The sequence below is a fragment of the Pseudonocardia lutea genome, from assembly GCF_042658055.1.
In the GTDB taxonomy this organism is placed as follows: domain Bacteria; phylum Actinomycetota; class Actinomycetes; order Mycobacteriales; family Pseudonocardiaceae; genus Pseudonocardia; species Pseudonocardia lutea.
Genome location: NZ_JBHSQK010000066.1, coordinates 1 through 16703 on the forward strand (window position 1 = coordinate 1; position 16703 = coordinate 16703).

Here is a 16703-nt window from a genome sequence, read left to right on the forward strand (position 1 = left end):
CGCCGGCCGCGACGCCGCCGCCCTGTCCGGGCTGGCCGCCGACTGCGCCGCCGTGGCCGACCGCCTCCTCGAGGTCGGTGCGACCGTCGGCGCGGAGCGGGCGCTGATCCGCGACACGGTGGCGTCCTTCCTCTGGGACCTCGCCCGGTGGGCGCTCGCCTCGATCGCGAGCGCCGGCGTCCTCACCCCGCTCGCGGCCGCCGCCCCGATCGGCGAGGCCGCCACGCTCGCCGCCCGGCTCGCCGAGGGCGTCCGCGCGCTGCTCGCGNGCGTCCGCGCGCTGCTCGCGTGGCTGGAGGAGGTGCGGGCGGGCCTCGGCGCGCTGCTCGCGTCCCTGGCCCGGGTCACGCAGCGGTACGCCGTGTCGGCGGCCCGGGTCCTCGAACCCCTGGGCGGACCCGGCGACGCGCTGCTCGGGCTCGGACGCGACGCCGTCGTCGAGGCCGGCAAGGAGGGCGCGAAGGCCGACGCCGTACGCGCGGACTGGGCGGCGGATCCGGCGCGCCCGCCCACGTGACGACCGTCCGATGTGCCGTCCGATGTGCCGTCCGATGTGCCGTCCGATGTGCCGCCGGTTCCCCGCGCCCGCCGTTCGGCGCCGGTCCGGCCACGTTCGACCGTCTTCCCCGGACGGGTGATCGTGGCGTTCCCGCACGGTCGGGGCCTGCGGCGCTAGGGTCACGACGTGGGTCTTCCGTCGTGGGTCTGGTTCGTGATCGCCGTGGTCGCGCTGTTCGCCGGCGCCGCGCTGCTCCTCGCCGACCGCCGCGGCGGCGGGGCCCGGGAACCCGGGGCGCGGGACCGGCGGAAGTGGGCCGCGCTGCACGACTGGGAGTACCTCGACAGCGACCCGGTGCTGCCGAGCCGCTGGCGCTACGGGACCGTGCAGAACGGCGGCCCGGGCATCGCCCGCAACCTGGCCAGCGGCACCGTCCCCACCCCGGAGGGCGGCCGGCACGGCTTCCTCTTCGACCACGAGCAGCAGGGCCGGGTCAACGCGGTCGTCGTGGCGGTGCAGCTGCGTGAGGCGCTGCCCGCGGCCGTCGAGCTGCGGCTGCCCTCGGCCCCGCTCCCCGAGGCGGACGGGGCCGGCCTGGACCTGCTCGAGCCGGTGGGCGAGCGCTACTCCTTCGTCTCCGACGCCGAGGCCATCCGCCCGCTGCTCACCGACCGGGTGGCCGACGCCGCCGACGCCGTGGGCGACGACATCGAGCTGCTGTGGGCCGAGGACACCTGGGTGCTCGCCGCGGCGCCGACGGACGTCACACCGGAGCGCGGCCAGGACCTGCTCGCCGACCTCGCCGAGGTCGCGACCGCCCTCGAACACGCGCTCGACGGCACACGCCACACGACGGGCAGCTGAGCCCCCGGGCCGACTAGTGTCGCCCGCGTGCCCTCCGTCCTGATCACCGGCGCCACCTCCGGCATCGGTGCCGCCTTCGCCGACCGGCTCGCCGCCGAGGGGCGCGACCTCGTGCTCGTCGCCCGCACCGTCGACCGGCTCGAGGAGGCGGCCGCGCGGTACCGCGAGGCGGGTGTCTCGGTGGAGGTCCTGCCCGCCGACCTGACCGCCCCCGACGAGCGCGCCCGCGTCGTCCGCCGGCTCGCCGACCCCGACCGCGCGCCGGTGGACCTGTTGGTCAACAACGCGGGCATGGGCCAGCGGGGCAGCTTCCTCACCACGTCGGCCGAGGACCTGCAGGCCCAGCACGACCTCAACGTCACCGCGGTGCTGCAGCTGACGCGCGCGGTGGTGCCGGGGATGGTCGACCGGGGTCGCGGCGCGGTCGTCAACGTCTCGAGCGTGGCCGGGTTCCTGCCGGGCAGCGGCTCGACCTACACCGCCGACAAGGCCTGGGTCACCGCGTTCACCGAGGGCGTCGCGGCCTCGCTGGCCGGCACCGGGGTGCGGGCCCTCGCGCTCTGCCCCGGGTTCGTCCGCACGGAGTTCCACGAGCGGGCCGGCATCGACGTCGGTGCGCGCACGGGGCCGCTGTGGCTCGACGCCGCCCGGGTGGTCGACGAGTGCCTCGCCGACCTGGCCGGCGGCCGTGTCGTGTCCGTCCCGAGCCTGCAGTACAAGGCGATCTCGTCGGTGGTCGGCGTGCTGCCGCGCCGCGTCGTCCGCCGGTTGGTCGCCACCTTCGACCGGGAGCGCTGAACCATGAGCACCGCCACCGACCCCACCGACGACACCGACCGGCTGCGGCTGGCCGAGCTCGTGCGCGAGCTCGGGGTCGTGCACGGGAAGGTCACGCTGTCGTCCGGGCGCGAGGCCGACTACTACGTCGACCTGCGTCGGGTGACGCTGCACCACGAGGCCGCGCCGCTGGTCGGGCGGCTGCTGCGGACGCTCACCGCGGACTGGGTCTACGACGCCGTCGGCGGGCTGACCCTCGGCGCCGACCCGGTGGCCGACGCCGTGCTGCACGCCGCCGCGGCCGAGCGGGCGGTCGACCCCGCGGTCCCGCCGGTCGACGCGTTCGTGGTCCGGAAGTCGACCAAGGAGCACGGGCTGCAGCGGCTCATCGAGGGCCCGGACATCACGGGCCGCCCGGTCCTCGTCGTCGAGGACACCTCCACGACCGGCGGCTCGGTGCTGCAGGCCGTCCGCGCGGTGCGCGAGGCCGGGGCCACCGTCGTCGGCGTGGCGACCGTCGTCGACCGCGCCACCGGGGCCCGGGAAGCGATCGAGGCCGAGGGCGCGCCGTACCGCGCGCTCCTCGGCCTCGCCGACCTGGGGCTGTAGCAGGGGCCGCCGTCCGGCCCCTGGTCCCGGCCCCGCCCGGCCCGCCCCATTCCCGGCCGTCGTACCGGGTCCTTCGGGTCGGACGGGAGCCGGAACCGTGCCCCCGCCGGGGTCAGTCGACCTGGATCCGGACCGAGTCGAAGGCCGGGGTCTGGTCGGCCCGCTCCATCATCGGGATGCGGTGCGAGCCGTCACCGGCCCACGAGCTGCACTGGGCGATGCCCTTGGGCAGGCCGGTGACGTCGACGCTCACCGTGCTCTCGCCGGCGCCGCCCTTGTTGTCCTGGGTGGCCAGGAAGAAGGCCGGCTTGTCGCCCGGGGCGGGCGCCTTGTCGAGCGAGATCATCCGGCAGGCCGTGTGGAAGTGGCCGCGCTGGATGCCGTTGTCGTCGAGCAGCGAGCTCTCCAGGTAGTAGCCGCCCGCCGCGGCGCCGAGGAACCGGTCGCGCTTCAGGTTGCGGGTGGTCACGTCGATGCTGAAGGGCTGGTTCGCCTGCACCTTCTGCGGGAACTTCGTGATCAGCAGGGACGGGTTCTGGTTCGCGTCGCCGACCTCGCCGAACGCGGTCGAGACGCAGCGGTCGCCCTTCTGGAACCCGTCGTGCGGGGGCAGGTTGCTCTTCGCGCAGTCGCGGGCCAGGACGTCGAGGCCGTTGATCTTCTCGCCGCCGGCCTTCGCCTGGTCGCCGCCCTGGCCGGCGGCGTCCCCGGCCTGCTCCTCGGCCGGGGCCTGCTTCTGACCGTTCGCGTTCCCGTTCCGGGCGTCGTCCTGCCCGTTCCGGGCGTTGGCGTCGGCCTGGTCCGCACGCTTCTCCGCACCGCGGCCCTGCTGCTGCCCCCCGGCGCCGGCCTCGGCGTCGGCACCGGCGTCGTCGGCCCCGGCGTCGTCGGCCCCGGCGGTCGCCTCGGCCGAGCCCTGCTGGTCCTCCCGGTCCGCGACCGGGGCGGCGGCGTGCGCCGCGTGGCTGCCGCCGGTGGAGATCCGGTCGGCGGCGGCCGCGTACCCGCAGCCGGTGGGGATCATGACCATGGCGGCGGCCGCGGTGGTCAGCAGGACCCGACGCAGGCGGGCGGACCGGGCGGTGCGCCCGACGCGGGGGGTCTCGGGGGTGTCTGGGGTGTCGGTCCGGGTTGCCATCAGTGGGTCATTCCTCGGGTCGTGGAGCGGGGGTGACGGGCGGCCGGGTCGTACTCGTCGAGCCGGTGGCCGCCGGTGTCGGTCGTGCGCGGCACGCGGTGGCCGCCGGTCGTGCCGGCCCGGTCGGAGCCGAGCAGGTCGTCGAAGCGGAACCCGCCGGAGTCGCCGGCGCGGCGCCGGCGCTGCGGGCCGGTGTCGGAGACGGACGGGTAGCCGCCGGAGCCGGAGACGGACGGGTAGCCGCCGGAGTCGCTGACGGCGGTCGCGGTGCGGGCCGTCGGGTGGCCGCCGGAGTCGGCCGCGTTGCGGACGCGGTGGCCCCCGGTGTCGGACGCCGAGCGGGTGAGCCGGTGCCCGCCCGTGTCGGCGCGCCGGAAGGCGCCGGAGTCGGACGGGCCGGCCGGAGCGGCCTGGTCGGCCGCCTCGGGCACGCGGTAGCCGCCGGAGTCGTCGATCCGGAAGCCGCCGCTGTTCGAGCCGCGGCGCCGAGCGGCCCGGTGGCCGCCGGTCGCGGTCGCTCCGGCGGCCTGCGCGGCGCCCCCCACCGGCAGCGGGGCACGCTTCCCGCGTCGTCCCGACGACGCCTCCCGCGGTTCCGGGATGGTGAGCACCGGTGCGGAGTGCAGGGCCGCGAGCTGGCGGCCGGTGGCGGGGGCGGCGGGCGCTGGCGCCTTCTTCTTGCCGCGCCGCAGCGTCACCAGCAGGCCGATCGCGGCCGCCACGCAGGCCAGGAACACGATCGCGGGAACGATCATGTCGGCGGGCGAGGTGGCGCCGCTGAGCAGGCCGGGCGACGGGGGCTCGGGCAGGGCGGAGTAGTCGACCAGGCCGGTGGCCTCGAGCATCGCGATGTGCCCGGTGACGTACTGGAACGAGGTGTCGGCGAACTGCCGGACGAGCTCGTTGCGCGTGCTGACCCGGACCTGCGCGATGACGGGCAGCACGTTGCCGTGGGCCTCGCGCACGATCTGCACCGCGACCCGGTCGTAGTCCGTGCCCGTGGTGTTCGTGATCTGGTTCATCCAGCCGATCTGCTGGTCCGTCGGCCGGCTCGGCAGCTGCACGCCCAGCTTGTCCGCGGTCTCCCGGTCGATCTGGTCCAGCACCGCGTGCTGCTCGGCCAGGTGCTGCCCGGTCTCGCGGACCTGCTGGTTGGTCGCCTGCTTGGACATCTGCTGGCCGGTCGGCGCCTCCCAGAGACCGGCCTGCCGGACCTTGATCAGCAGGTCGCGGTCGGCGGGCCCGAGCGGGCCCCACTGGGTCTGCTGCCAGCCGCCGGTGCCCGGCGCGCCGGTCGTCCAGGACTGCAGGACGGACACCGTGACGGCGCCGAGGACGGCGACGAGCAGGGCCCAGCGCACGGAGCGCGGGATGCGGTGCAACATCGGGGGACCTTTCGGGGAGCGGCCCGTGGGGAGCGGGTGCGTGCCGGCCGCGAGGGGGAGCGTGGCCGGGTCGTGCGGAGGGTCCCTCCGCCGGGCGGCACCGGCCGGCGGAGGTGGTCGGAGGGTCAGGCCATGTCGAACTGCTCGGTGTGGATGTGGTCGTCGTCGACGCCCATGACGGTCAGGGCGCCGTGCACGTCGGAGACCATCGACGGCGGGCCGCAGAGGAAGTAGTCGTTGCGGGCACTCACGTCGAGGGTGTTCAGCACGGTGGTCAGCAGCGCGACGTCGATCTCGCCGGTCGCGCCGGTCCAGTTGCCGGAGGGCCGCCGGAGCACCTCCGTGACCTCCAGGTCGAGGTAGCGGCGCAGCATCGCGAGCTCGTCGCGGAACAGCAGGTCACCGGTGTCGCGGGCGACGTAGATCAGCCGGTGGGGCCGCTGGTCGCCCCGGTCGGCGGCGGTGCGCAGCATGCTCATCATCGGGGTGATGCCCACCCCGCCGGCGATCAGGACCAGCCCGGCGGCGGGCACGTCGTCGCAGGTGAACGAGCCGTACGGGCCGTCGACCCACACCGACTCACCGGGGCGCAGGTCGCGGACGCCGGTCGCGAAGTCGCCCGTGCCGCGGATGGTGAACTCGGTGTACCGCGGATCGTGCGCGCTGCTGGCGATGGTGAAGGGGTGCTCCTCCACCGCCGAGCGCTGCAGCCGCACCCACGCGAACTGGCCGGGCGAGAAGCGCAGGCCCTCGCTGCCCTCCCGTGGCGAGAGCACCAGCGTGGTCACCGTCGGGTTCTCGGCGCGCACCGCCTGCACGGCGAACTCGCCGCCGTGGTCGAGGACCGCCCGGCCCCACCAGCGCATCGCGAACACGACGAGGACGAGCATGCCCAGCGCGGTGAGGATCGGGCCCATCACGGCGTCGTTGACCAGGTGCTGCAACCACAGCACGTGCAGCGCGCTGCCGCCCAGCACGAACACCGCCAGCATCACGTGCAGCCAGCGCCAGACCTCGTAGCGGAGGTTGAACCTGCGCTTCCAGACCGCCAGCACGACCAGCAGCGCGATCGACACCGTCGCGGCGACAGCGGCCCGCGCCCGGTTCGGCGCGGTGGGCAGGTTCAGCAGCGCGACCTGGGTGGGGTTGGCCGCGACCACGGCCGCCAGGTGCACGAGGATCAGCACCGCGGACAGGACGCCGAGCTGGCGGTGCAGCCCGACGACGGTCTCGATGCCGAAGGCCCGGGTCAGCCCGCGCAGCCGGGAGGGCAGCGCGGCGGTGCAGACGAGCGCGGAGGCCGCGACGAGCCCGGTCACGGACGACAGCTGCCGCCACATGCCCATGGGTTCGGAGGTCAGCAGGTGCGCCAGCGCGGGGCCGGCCAGCACCACGAGCAGCGCCGTCACCCATGCCGCCCGGGCGCCCGCCGCCGGGGCCGCCGAGACCGTCGTCCTGTCCACGGCGAGGGACGGTAGGCAAGCCCCGCCGGAGAGGTACGGAAGCTTAAGGCCGTGCCGGGCGACGGCGCCCGGTGCGGGCCCGGCGGTCGACGACGGACGCGAAGTTGCCCCGAACGCCGTCCCAATTGCTCCGAACGCCGAGCAACCCCCTCAGATTCGGGCCCCGCGCACGCCGGGCGGTCGCCCATCGCCACCACTCGCAGACCGACCGTGTCCGCACGGCGCAGGATGCCCGGTGCGCACCGCGCACCGGCCCCTCACCCGCCGTTGACCTTGCCGCCCCTAGCCTGACCCGCGACGAACGCAGAGGTCACACTTCGGGCGGCGGGGACACGTCTTCGCAACCTGAACGGTGCAATGTCGGGGGCGGTTCGTGCCGCATACTCGAAGGTCACGGAAGAGTCACGGTGGGGGGAGGGCTTCCATGGCAGGACGAGCGGGGCGCCGGGCACGGCGTGGACCCGCGCTGCTCGCGCCGGTACTACTGGCGACGGGGATGGTGGTCGCGCTCCTCGCGGGCTGCGGGGCGCCCTCCTGGACCTACGTCACCAACTCCGCCGACCGTACCTATCTGAAGGTGCCGACGTCGTGGAAGCAGGTCGACCCCGCCGAGCTGGAGAGCCGGCTCGGGGTCACCCCCGCGAAGGACTCCACGGAGGGCGTGTGGATCCAGGCGTACGACTCCGACGCGCGCCCCTCGCTGAGCCACATCATCGGTGAGTCCGCCGACTCGCCGGCCATCCTGGTGACGGTCCAGCCGATCCCGGCGAAGTCGCGCGGGCAGATCTCCCTGGACACGATCCGGGACTTCATCTACCCGGTGTCCGACACGGCCCGCCAGACCATGCAGCTGGGCGGGCAGCAGAGCGGGCTCACCGGGTTCACCCTGCTCGGGGACGAGGTGCTCACCCCGGGTGAGGGGATCCGCGGCGTGCACACGGTCTTCTCGTACCGGGTCAACGGCGGTGCGCCGCAGATCTTCGACCAGACCGGCTACCTCAACGACGACGCCAGCAAGTTGTACCTCGCGCTGGCCCGCTGCTCGGCGGACTGCTTCGAGAAGCGGCAGTCCGAGATCGACGGCGTCGTCTCCTCGTTCACGGTTCGGGAGGGCCCATGACCATCGTCGACGACCTCGGGTCACCGGGGCAGCCGGAGGGTCCACCCCCGGAGCCGCCGGCGGCGCACGTGCCGCCGCCGGAGAAGGTCGAGCCGCGCCGCAGGAAGATGTCGCTGTGGGACCGCGGCAAGCTGCTGCTGCTGTTCGTCGTCGCGTTCCTGGTGATCGTCTGGTCGCAGGTCGCGGACAACCCGCTGATCACCTTCGCCGACGCGTTCCGCATCGAGACCGTCGAGTCGCAGTGGCTGCTCTGGCTCGCCGGGCTCGAGCTGCTGCGCCAGCTCCACTACTTCGTGTCGGAGCGGTGGTCGGCCTACCACGTCTTCTGGACGCGGAAGGTCTTCGGCGGCACCGACCGGGCGCTCAAGAAGCGGTTCTCGGACTGGACCCGTTTCCGGCTGGCCCGCGTCATCAAGATCGCGCTGCTGGTGGTGCTGATCGCCCTGGTCGCCGGTGCCGCGCTCGGCACCTCGCCCTTCCTGGCGATCTTCCAGGCCCCGGCGCTGATCTGGCAGGCGCTGCCGTTCATCCTGCAGCTGGCCTTCGCGTTCTTCTTCATCGCGTTCCAGTTCATCGGCCTGTTCTGGCTGCTCTCCCGGGGCGGCGTGGACACCTACTACCCGGACGACATCAAGACCCGGTTCTCGGACGTCTGGGGCCAGGACCACGTGGTCCAGCGGATCCGCGAGAACATCATGTTCCTGGAGAAGCCGGACGAGATCGAGGCCAAGGGCGGCTACGTCCCGGGCGGCCTGCTGCTCTGGGGCCCGCCCGGCACCGGGAAGACGCTGATGGCCGAGGCGGTCGCGGGCGAGACCGGCAAGCCCTACGTCTTCGTCGACCCCGGCGCCTTCATCAACATGTTCATGGGCGTCGGCATCCTCAAGGTGAAGTCGCTGTTCCGGAAGCTGCGCAAGCTGTCGCTGCGCTACGGCGGCGTCATCGTCTTCTTCGACGAGGCCGACGCGCTGGGCAACCGCGGCTCGCTCGCCGTCACCGGCCCGGGCGGGGGCCCGCGCGGCTTCGCGCCGCCGCCCTTCCACGGCACGGGCTGTCACGGCTTCTCCTACCTGTCCCGGGACACGCAGTCGATGCTGTTCCGGCAGTCGATGCGGACCGGATCGGCCGCGGCGCCGCCGGTCGAGGAGCCGCGCAGCCGGTTCGTCATGGGCGGTGCGATGAACGGCGGCGGCGGGGGCGGCATGGGCACGCTGCAGGCGCTGCTCACCGAGCTCTCCGGCCTGAAGAAGCCGCGCGGCCTGCTCAACCGGTGGGGCCGGCGGGCACTGGGCATGCGGCCGAAGCCGCCGCCGAAGTACCGGATCCTGGTCATGATGGCCACGAACATGCCGGAGTCGCTCGACGAGGCGCTGCTGCGGCCGGGCCGCATCGACCGGATCTACCGCGTCGGCTACCCCTCGAAGGCCGGCCGGATCCGCACCTACCAGGGCTACCTGGACAAGGTGCCGCACGAGATCACGGACGAGCACCTCGACAAGCTCGCGACGATCACTCCGTACGCCACCGGCGCGACGATCAAGGACCTCGTCAACGAGGCCCTGATCACCGCGATCCGGGACGGCCGCGAGGTCATCACCTACCGCGACCTGATGAAGGCCAAGCAGCTCAAGGAGCTCGGCCCGCCCGAGGACGTGGAGTACATCGAGCGCGAGCGGCACGCGGTCGCCGTGCACGAGGGCTGCCACGCCGTCGTCGCCTTCCGGGTGCGCGAGCACATGGAGATCGACCTGGCGACGATCGAGAAGGGCAGCGACTACCTGGGCATGGTCGCGAGCATCCCGCCGGAGGACCAGTTCACCCGGTGGCGCTCGGAGTACGAGGCGGACATCCTCGTGTCGCTGGCCTCCCTGGCCGGCGAGCGGATGTTCTTCGACGGCGACAGCTCGTCCGGCGTGTCCGGCGACCTGGAGTCCGCGACCACGGTGGCCTCGTTCATGGAGGGCTTCTGGGGCATGGGGTCGACGGTGTCGTCGTACTCCTCCGCCCGGCGGCTCGAGGTCGGCTCCCCCGGCGGCGGCAAGGGCGCCCCGGGCAAGGACGGCAGCACGGAGGAGGTCATCCGCCGCGCGCTCGCCGACCGGATCGAGGACCACCTCGGCGGGCTGCTGGACAAGGCCGCGGAGATCCTGGCCGAGAACCGCTCGGCGGTGCTCGCCATCGCGCACGCGCTGGAGACGCACAAGACCCTGACCGGCGAGGACGTCGAGGCGGTGCTCACCGGGCGACAGGGCCCGACGATCGACGGCCGCGTCTACGCCGACCCGGACTTCCTGGCCCAGCTGGAGGAGTACCACGCCGCGGCGGCCGGGGCGCACCGCGCCCACGCGCCCGTCCGGCTGGCGCTGCCCGCGATCCGGGAGCGGGAGGAGGGCAGCTCGGCCGCGGCCACACCGCCCCCGGCGTGACCGAGGAGAACGCGTCAGGGAACCCTGATGCGAAGTTCGGGCCCCTTCGAGCGGGCCAGGGTGAGCTCCAGGACGTGGTCCACATGCCCGCCGTCCCGGCACCTCGCCCCCGAGGTGCTCTGCGGCCGGGCGTCGGAACGCGGTGTGCCGCGCCGCGCACCCGTCGGAACGCCTCCGCGGTGTGTGCGGGCGGGTCGGGCCGCGCCGGACGGGGGCGGGATCATGGGGTGGTGGAGGAGGAGAGCGCCGGGGCGACCGAGTGGGCCGTGCCGGGCCAGGTCGGCGTGGGCCCGTGGGAGGGGCCGTGGCCCGACGACGCGCGCTACGACCCCGAGCTCCTCGAGCACGGCGACCGCCGCAACGTCGTCGACGCCTACCGGTACTGGCGGCGCGAGGCCGTCGTCGCCGACCTCGCGGCCCGGGCCCACCCGTTCCACGTCGCGATCGAGAACTTCGGCCACGACCACAACATCGGCACCGTGGTCCGCACCGCCAACGCCTTCGCGGCGGCCGCGGTCCACGTCGTCGGGCGACGGCGGTGGAACCGGCGCGGCGCGATGGTCACCGACCGCTACCAGACCCTGCACCACCATCCCGACGTCGCGGGGCTGCTCGGCTTCGCCCGCGAGCACGGGCTCGCGGTGGTCGCGGTCGACAACACCGCGGGTTCGGTGCCCCTGGAGACCGCCGACCTGCCGCGGCAGTCGGTGCTGCTGTTCGGCCAGGAGGGACCGGGCCTGACCCCCGAGGCACGCGCCGGCGCCGACCTCCTGGTCTCGATCGCCCAGTTCGGCTCCACCCGCTCGATCAACGCCGGTGTCGCCGCGGGCATCACCATGCACGCCTGGATCCGGCGGCACGCCGACCTCTCCCGCGCCTGGTAACGGCCGGACGCCGACACTCCGGGGATCATCGCGAGCGTGACGGTGCGGCCGTCGCGGCAGCGCTCCTGTCACCCTGACAGTGATCTTCGGCGACACGCGGTCCCGTGATCGTTGCGAGCGTGACGGTGTGGTTGTGCTGGCGACCCTCACGTCACGCTCGCCGCGATCATGGTGCGGTGGACGGTGGGCGCCCTGCTCAGCGTGACGGGGCGAGGGCGGCCGGTGGGCCGCTCAGCAGCTGCTTCACCCCACGGGTGAGGTCGTCGGCCAGGACCTCGTCCTCGCCGGCGGCGACCGCGTCGAGGATCTGGGCGGCGACTCCGGCGGGCGGGACCTTGGGGACGTCGAGGCCCGCGGTCATGTCGGTGTCCATGTAGCCCACGTGCACCCCGACGACCTGCGTGCCCTGGCCGCGCAGCTCGGCGCGCACGGAGTTGGTCGACGACCACGCGGCCGCCTTCGTCGCGGCGTAGGAGCCGTGCAGCGGCGCGGCCAGCCACGACAGCACCGACAGCACGTTGACGACCGCGCCGCCGCCGTTGCGCGCGAGCACCGGGGCGAAGGCCCGGGTCACGAGCAGCGGGCCGAGGAAGTTCGTGTCGAGCTCGCCGCGCACCGCGCCGAGGTCGGCGGTGAGCAGCGAGCCGGCCCCGGCACGGCCGGCATTGTTGATCAGGAGCGTGACGTCGCCGCACGCCTGTGCGGCTCGGCGGACCGAGTCGGGGTCCGTGACGTCGAGCGCCACGGGCACGAGCCGCTCGTCCGTGATCGACTGCGGGTCGCGGGCGGCGGCGTAGACCGTCGTGGCGCCGCGCTCGAGCAGCTGCGAGGCGAGCACCCGGCCGAGCCCGCGGTTCGCGCCGGTGACCAGCGCGACGCTTCCGGAGACGTCCATGTCAGAGCCTCTCGATGATCGTGGCGTTGGCGGTACCGCCCGCCTCGCACATGGTCTGCAGGCCGTACCGGCCGCCGGTCCGCTCGAGCACTCCGAGCAGCGTGGTGGCGAGCCGGGCGCCGCTGGCGCCGAGCGGGTGACCGATCGCTATCGCGCCGCCGTCGACGTTGACCTTCGCCGGGTCCGCGCCGGTCTCGGCGAGCCAGGCGAGGACGACCGAGGAGAAGGCCTCGTTGACCTCGAAGGCGTCGATGTCCGCGAGGGTCAGCCCTGCCCTGGCCAGCACCTTCGCGGTGGCGGGGATGATCCCGGTGAGCATGTAGACCGGGTCGTCGCCGGTCACGGTCGTCGTGTGGATCCGGGCGCGGGCCCGCCAGCCGCGCTGCGCGGCGATCTCGCTGGTCGTCACGACGAGGGCGGCGGAGCCGTCGTTGATCGGCGACGAGTTGCCCGCCGTCACCTTCCAGTCGATCTCGCCGAAGCGGTCGGTCCACCGGCTGTCGGCGAAGGCGGGCCGCAGCCCGGCGAGCGCCTCGAGGGTGGTGCCGGGGCGGACGGTCTCGTCGCGCTCGAGCTGGGTGACGGTGCCGTCGGCGTGCGTGACCTTCAGCGGCGCGACCTGCGAGGCGAAGAAGCCCTGCTCCCACGCGGCGGCCGCCCGCTGGTGGCTGGTCAGCGCGAACTCGTCGAGCTGCGTGCGGGACAGGCCCCACTTCCGCGCGATCAGCTCGGCGCTCACGCCCTGCGGGATCAGCCCGCCCGGGTAGATCCGCGCGATCGAGGGGCCGTGCACGTCCGCGCGCACGCCGTCGACGTTCGCCGAACTGCCGATCGGCACGTGCGACATCGACTCGACACCGGAGGCGACGACGACGTCGTACGCGCCGGCGAGCACACCCTGCGCGGCGAAGGACAGGGCCTGCTGGCTGCTGCCGCACTGCCGGTCGACGGTCGTGGCCGGCACCGACTCCGGCAGGCCCGCGGCCAGCGCGGCGAACCGGGTGGTGTTGCCGCTCTGCTCGCCGACCTGCCCGACCACCCCGCCGATCACGTCGTCGATCTCGTGGGGGCGCAGACCCGGCACCCGCTCCACGGCGCTCCGGATGGCGTGCGCGTGCAGCTCGACCGGGTGCACCTCGGCGTAGGCACCGCCCGGCCTGCCCTTGCCGACCGGCGTCCGGACGGCCTCGACGATCACCGCGTCCCGCATCGGAACCTCCTCGCTCTGAGTTCCTGGATGCAACCCAGTCTGCGTTGCTTTTAGGAACTCAGCAAGGGTGCGCCACGTCACGTCCCCGCGGCAGCGCCGGAGGTGGTGTTGCCGCCTTACCTCGGACGTCATCGACCGGCGCCCCGCTCCGGGCGACGCTGGGGTGGTCCGAACGACGAAGGAGGACCCGAGATGACCGCCTACGCCATCGCCCACCTGCGCAGCGTCACCCCGAACGCCGAGGTCGTGGAGTACCTGCAGCGGATCGACGGCACCCTCGCGCCCTACGGCGGCACCTTCGTGGTCCACGGCGACCTGCCCGAGGTGCTCGAGGGTGAGTTCCCCGGGCACCTGGTGGTGATCGGCTTCCCCGGCCCGGAGGAGGCGCGGGCGTGGTACCGCTCGCCCGAGTACCAGGCGATCCTGCCGCTGCGCACCCGCAACTCGGACGGCGCCGCGATCATCGTGCAGGGCGTGGGGCCGGAGCACCTCGCCACCGACGTGCTCGCCGACCTCCCGGTCGTCGAGCCCGCCCGGTGACGAGGTGACCCGCGGGTGGCGCGGCCCGCGGCTAGTGGTGGTGGCCGAGGTACTCGGCGGGGCGGCGCAGCATGGCCAGCAGCATGGCCGGGAGCATCAGGACGTGGCCGGCCATCATGACGCCGTGCCCGTCGAGCACGCCGGCCCGGAACGGCACGAGGAGCACCACGAACGGCAGGTACATCGCCACCGCCATCTCCGCGATCGCCGCCCAGGAGTGCCGGCGCACCAGCATCCAGGCGCTCATCCCGATGGTCATCGAGGTGGCCATGAGCAGCGAGTGCAGCTCGACGGAGCCGCTCAGGTCGGGCAGCCCGGCGAACCGCCGGAGCGGCAGCAGGACCGCCATGCCGAGGCCCATTGCGACGAGCATCTCGACGTAGTGCCGGACGAACCGGCGGTCCGTGACCACGGCGCGGAGTCCGGACCGGGAACGGGGACGAGCGGGCGTGGACATGACGTCTCCTTCGACGGGGCGAGGGCGGGGGAGGCCCGGCCGCGGGCCTCGGGTGAGGAACGAGCAGGCCCGGGCGGGGTCGAGCCGGAGATGCGGGAGAGGGGCGAGGGTCAGGAGCGGACGCCGCTGTACTCCGCGATGCGCGCCATGACCTCCTCGCCGACCTGGTCCGGGTGGCCCGCCTCGTACGGCGGCTCCGGGTCGTACTCGACGAAGACCTGCGCGGCCTGCGCGGCGACCTCGTCGACCAGGCGCGCGACCAGCCGGATCGCCATGTCGATGCCGGAGGAGACGCCGGCGGCGGTGACGATCCGCTGCTCCGGCAGCTCGACGACGCGCCGGCGCACGGGCTCGGCGCCGAAGCGGGCGAGGATGTCGGTCGCGCTCCAGTGCGTGGTCGCGGGCAGGTCGACGAGCAGCCCGGCCGCGGCGAGGATCAGCGATCCGGTGCAGACGGAGGTGGTGGCGCGGGTCCCCGGGTGCACGGCGCGCACCCACTCGACGAGCGGCCCGCCGTCGAGGTGCTCCCGGGTGCCGATGCCGCCGGGCACGACCACCACGTCAGGGTTGGGGACCTCGGCGAACGTGGCGTCGACGGTCAGCCCGAGCATCCCGTTCTCGGTCCGGACCTCGCCCCGCTCGGCACCGACGAAGACCACCTCGAGCTCCGGCACACGCTGCAGCACCTCGTAGGGGCCGATCGCGTCCAGGGCGGTCAGGCGGGGGAAGAGCGGGATGGCGACCTGCATGGCGGGCTCCTTCGACAGGGGCGGGATCGACCGGCCGGCGGGGCCGGTCGGTGCTGGGGGCTCCGCGGGGGCCGGGCTCAGCTCGCGGTGCGACCCACGCCGCCGGCGAACCGACGGCGGTAGTGGTCCGGTGCCACCCCGAGCCGGCGGAGGAAGGCCCGCCGCATCGTCTCGGCCGAGCCGAACCCGACCCGGGAGGCGACCGCGGTGACCGTGAGCCCGCCGGACTCGAGCAGGCCCCGGGCGGCCTCGACGCGCACCCGCTCGACGTACACCCCGGGCGGGGTGCCGACGAGCCGGGTGAACTCGCGGGCGAAGTGCCGCTCGCTCATGCCGACCCGCGACGCCAGCACGGGAACTCGCAGGTCCGAAGCCGGTTCGGCGTGCACGATGTCCTGCGCCGCCCGCACCGACGGCCGCGACGCCGGCGGCGCCCAGACGGGGCTGGCGTACTGGCTCTGCCCGCCCGCCCGGCGGACCGGCAGCACCAGCTCACGGGCCACGCTCTGCGCCACCTCCGGGCCGAGGTCCTCCTCGACCAGCGCCAGGGCGACGTCCATCCCCGCCGTGACGCCGGCCGAGCTCCAGATCCGCCCGCTGCGGACGTAGATCGGGTCCGGCAGGACCTCGACCTCCGGGTGCTCCGCGGCCAGCCGGTCGGCCCACCGCCAGTGCGTGCAGGCGGGTTCGCCGCGCAGCACCCCGGCGGCCGCCAGCAGGAACGCCCCGGTGCACACCGACACCAGCCGCCGGGTCTGCGGCGCGACCTGCCGGATCCACCGGACGAGCTCGCTCTCGTTGCCGTCGCTGCCCGGGGGGCCCTGCCGCCGGGCCCCGCCGCCACCCGGCACGAGCAGGGTGTCGATCGGCCCGGCCGGCAGGCCGCTCCGGGCGACCAGGTCCAGCCCGGTCTCCGAGCGCACCGGGCCCGGCCGCACCGCGACCAGCTCGACGTCGTACCCGCGGCCGCCCGCCACCCCGGTCGCGATGCGCAGCACCTCGTGCGGCCCCACGACGTCGAGCGGCTGGATGCCGTCGAACAGCGGGACCACCACGCGCTGACGGTCGGGCCTGCGGGTCATGGTCCTACGGTCGCGGTCCGGAACCGTGGCGTCAACGACGGGGAGCCCTCGGATCCCGCCACCGACCCGGCCGATGGCCCCCGCCCGTCGCCCCGCCCGGCGCTCCGCCGATGCCGCCCGCTCATCCGCAGAACCGGCAGGGCAGATCCTCGCCCGGCTCCTCGGCGTAGCCCTCCTCCGGCACGACCAGCAGGGCCTCCACCGGCGGCCCGCCCGGGACGCGGTACAGCCTGTTCGCCCCCAGCAACCACCCCTCGGAGTCGGGGAAGGCGAGCAGGCTGACCAGCCCCTCGGGCAGGCCGACGGTGTCCCCCGGCCCGAGGCGGCCGCCGAGCCGGACGTACTCCCCGAGCCGGTTGAGCGCCCGCGCCGCCGTGGCCTGGCCGACCGCGAACACGATGAGCTCGGGATGGTCGAAGCCGGACAGCCCGACCGTGTAGACGAAGGGCGGGCCCGCGGCGTCCCCCAGCACGGCCTGCAGCGCCCAGCCGTGCCGGCGGATGGTCTCGCGCTGCCAGGCCTCGTACTGGTCGATGCGGTGGACGAGCTCGGACGGGATCTCGGGGTTCATGGCGCGGACGGTAGGCCCGACCCCCGACAGAAAT

General features: G+C 74.4%; 16 protein-coding genes. 7 read left to right on the forward strand and 9 right to left on the reverse strand.

What is annotated here, in order from left to right; genetic code table 11:
* The first annotated feature begins 685 nt into the window (after positions 1–685).
* Genes ACFQH9_RS23250 through pyrE form a run of 3 tightly spaced genes read left to right on the forward strand, consistent with a single transcriptional unit; the run spans position 686 to position 2749 of the window.
* Positions 686–1363, forward strand: coding sequence for a type III secretion system chaperone family protein (locus ACFQH9_RS23250; RefSeq protein ID WP_379568901.1), 678 nt, complete (start codon positions 686–688; stop codon positions 1361–1363).
* A 27-nt stretch (positions 1364–1390) separates the two neighbouring features.
* Positions 1391–2161 carry an SDR family NAD(P)-dependent oxidoreductase gene (locus ACFQH9_RS23255; RefSeq protein WP_379568903.1) on the forward strand — a complete coding sequence of 257 codons (771 nt, stop codon included), beginning with the start codon at positions 1391–1393 and terminating at the stop codon, positions 2159–2161.
* Between the two features lie 3 nt (positions 2162–2164).
* A complete protein-coding gene (pyrE, locus tag ACFQH9_RS23260) occupies positions 2165–2749 on the forward strand; it encodes an orotate phosphoribosyltransferase (RefSeq protein ID WP_379568905.1) in 585 nt (194 codons plus the stop codon).
* 112 nt (positions 2750–2861) lie between these two features.
* On the opposite strand, the gene ACFQH9_RS23265 is transcribed toward pyrE, so the two are convergent.
* From ACFQH9_RS23265 to ACFQH9_RS23275, 3 genes are all read right to left on the reverse strand, one after another.
* Positions 2862–3887: a hypothetical protein gene (locus tag ACFQH9_RS23265; protein WP_379568907.1), complete on the reverse strand. Its 1026-nt coding sequence runs from the start codon at positions 3885–3887 to the stop codon at positions 2862–2864.
* Entirely contained in the window at positions 3887–5272 is a 1386-nt protein-coding gene (locus tag ACFQH9_RS23270; protein ID WP_379568909.1) for a DUF4142 domain-containing protein, read from the reverse strand. The genes ACFQH9_RS23265 and ACFQH9_RS23270 overlap by 1 nt, the downstream gene beginning before the upstream one ends.
* Positions 5273–5397: 125 nt before the next feature.
* On the reverse strand, positions 5398–6735 hold the full coding sequence (locus tag ACFQH9_RS23275; protein ID WP_379568911.1) for a ferredoxin reductase family protein: 1338 nt from the start codon (positions 6733–6735) through the stop codon (positions 5398–5400).
* A 424-nt stretch (positions 6736–7159) separates the two neighbouring features.
* On the opposite strand from ACFQH9_RS23275, the gene ACFQH9_RS23280 reads away from it, so the two are divergent.
* The 3 genes from ACFQH9_RS23280 to ACFQH9_RS23290 all read left to right on the forward strand — a co-directional run bounded on the left by ACFQH9_RS23280 (position 7160) and on the right by ACFQH9_RS23290 (position 11165).
* Positions 7160–7855, forward strand: coding sequence for a hypothetical protein (locus tag ACFQH9_RS23280; RefSeq protein WP_379568913.1), 696 nt, complete (start codon positions 7160–7162; stop codon positions 7853–7855).
* Positions 7852–10281 (forward strand): AAA family ATPase, encoded by a 2430-nt coding sequence (locus tag ACFQH9_RS23285; protein ID WP_379568915.1) that lies wholly within the window; start codon positions 7852–7854, stop codon positions 10279–10281. Before ACFQH9_RS23280 ends, ACFQH9_RS23285 begins: the two co-directional genes overlap by 4 nt.
* A 230-nt stretch (positions 10282–10511) precedes the next feature.
* Positions 10512–11165 carry a TrmH family RNA methyltransferase gene (locus tag ACFQH9_RS23290; RefSeq protein WP_379568917.1) on the forward strand — a complete coding sequence of 218 codons (654 nt, stop codon included), beginning with the start codon at positions 10512–10514 and terminating at the stop codon, positions 11163–11165.
* A 196-nt stretch (positions 11166–11361) separates the two neighbouring features.
* Here ACFQH9_RS23290 and ACFQH9_RS23295 read toward each other — a convergent pair whose 3' ends face one another.
* A complete protein-coding gene (locus ACFQH9_RS23295) occupies positions 11362–12060 on the reverse strand; it encodes an SDR family oxidoreductase (protein ID WP_379568919.1) in 699 nt (232 codons plus the stop codon).
* Position 12061: 1 nt separating this feature from the next.
* Entirely contained in the window at positions 12062–13270 is a 1209-nt protein-coding gene (locus ACFQH9_RS23300; RefSeq protein WP_379568921.1) for a thiolase family protein, read from the reverse strand.
* A 192-nt stretch (positions 13271–13462) separates the two neighbouring features.
* Here ACFQH9_RS23300 and ACFQH9_RS23305 point away from each other — a divergent pair, with 192 nt between their 5' ends.
* Positions 13463–13810, forward strand: coding sequence for a DUF1330 domain-containing protein (locus ACFQH9_RS23305; RefSeq protein WP_379568923.1), 348 nt, complete (start codon positions 13463–13465; stop codon positions 13808–13810).
* 31 nt (positions 13811–13841) lie between these two features.
* On the opposite strand, the gene ACFQH9_RS23310 is transcribed toward ACFQH9_RS23305, so the two are convergent.
* The 4 genes from ACFQH9_RS23310 to ACFQH9_RS23325 all read right to left on the reverse strand — a co-directional run bounded on the left by ACFQH9_RS23310 (position 13842) and on the right by ACFQH9_RS23325 (position 16669).
* Positions 13842–14267: a hypothetical protein gene (locus ACFQH9_RS23310; protein WP_379568925.1), complete on the reverse strand. Its 426-nt coding sequence runs from the start codon at positions 14265–14267 to the stop codon at positions 13842–13844.
* Positions 14268–14377: 110 nt separating this feature from the next.
* The gene (locus ACFQH9_RS23315; RefSeq protein ID WP_379568927.1) at positions 14378–15016 is read right to left on the reverse strand and encodes a DJ-1/PfpI family protein; all 639 of its coding nucleotides are present in this window, start codon (positions 15014–15016) and stop codon (positions 14378–14380) included.
* Positions 15017–15093: 77 nt separating this feature from the next.
* Positions 15094–16098 carry a GlxA family transcriptional regulator gene (locus ACFQH9_RS23320; protein WP_379568929.1) on the reverse strand — a complete coding sequence of 335 codons (1005 nt, stop codon included), beginning with the start codon at positions 16096–16098 and terminating at the stop codon, positions 15094–15096.
* Between the two features lie 121 nt (positions 16099–16219).
* Complete coding sequence (locus tag ACFQH9_RS23325) at positions 16220–16669, reverse strand: DUF4262 domain-containing protein (protein ID WP_379568931.1); 450 nt, start codon at positions 16667–16669, stop codon at positions 16220–16222.
* Between the last annotated feature and the right edge of the window lie 34 nt (positions 16670–16703).

Coding starts and splice junctions, on each gene's coding strand:
- ACFQH9_RS23285 (WP_379568915.1), top strand. CDS start 7,852: ATGACCATCGTCGACGACCTCGGGTCACCGGGGCAGCCGGAGGGTCCA.
- ACFQH9_RS23295 (WP_379568919.1), bottom strand. CDS start 12,060: ATGGACGTCTCCGGAAGCGTCGCGCTGGTCACCGGCGCGAACCGCGGG.
- ACFQH9_RS23280 (WP_379568913.1), top strand. CDS start 7,160: ATGGCAGGACGAGCGGGGCGCCGGGCACGGCGTGGACCCGCGCTGCTC.
- ACFQH9_RS23315 (WP_379568927.1), bottom strand. CDS start 15,016: ATGCAGGTCGCCATCCCGCTCTTCCCCCGCCTGACCGCCCTGGACGCG.
- ACFQH9_RS23310 (WP_379568925.1), bottom strand. CDS start 14,267: ATGTCCACGCCCGCTCGTCCCCGTTCCCGGTCCGGACTCCGCGCCGTG.
- ACFQH9_RS23305 (WP_379568923.1), top strand. CDS start 13,463: ATGACCGCCTACGCCATCGCCCACCTGCGCAGCGTCACCCCGAACGCC.
- ACFQH9_RS23265 (WP_379568907.1), bottom strand. CDS start 3,887: ATGGCAACCCGGACCGACACCCCAGACACCCCCGAGACCCCCCGCGTC.
- pyrE (WP_379568905.1), top strand. CDS start 2,165: ATGAGCACCGCCACCGACCCCACCGACGACACCGACCGGCTGCGGCTG.
- ACFQH9_RS23270 (WP_379568909.1), bottom strand. CDS start 5,272: ATGTTGCACCGCATCCCGCGCTCCGTGCGCTGGGCCCTGCTCGTCGCC.
- ACFQH9_RS23320 (WP_379568929.1), bottom strand. CDS start 16,098: ATGACCCGCAGGCCCGACCGTCAGCGCGTGGTGGTCCCGCTGTTCGAC.
- ACFQH9_RS23325 (WP_379568931.1), bottom strand. CDS start 16,669: ATGAACCCCGAGATCCCGTCCGAGCTCGTCCACCGCATCGACCAGTAC.
- ACFQH9_RS23300 (WP_379568921.1), bottom strand. CDS start 13,270: ATGCGGGACGCGGTGATCGTCGAGGCCGTCCGGACGCCGGTCGGCAAG.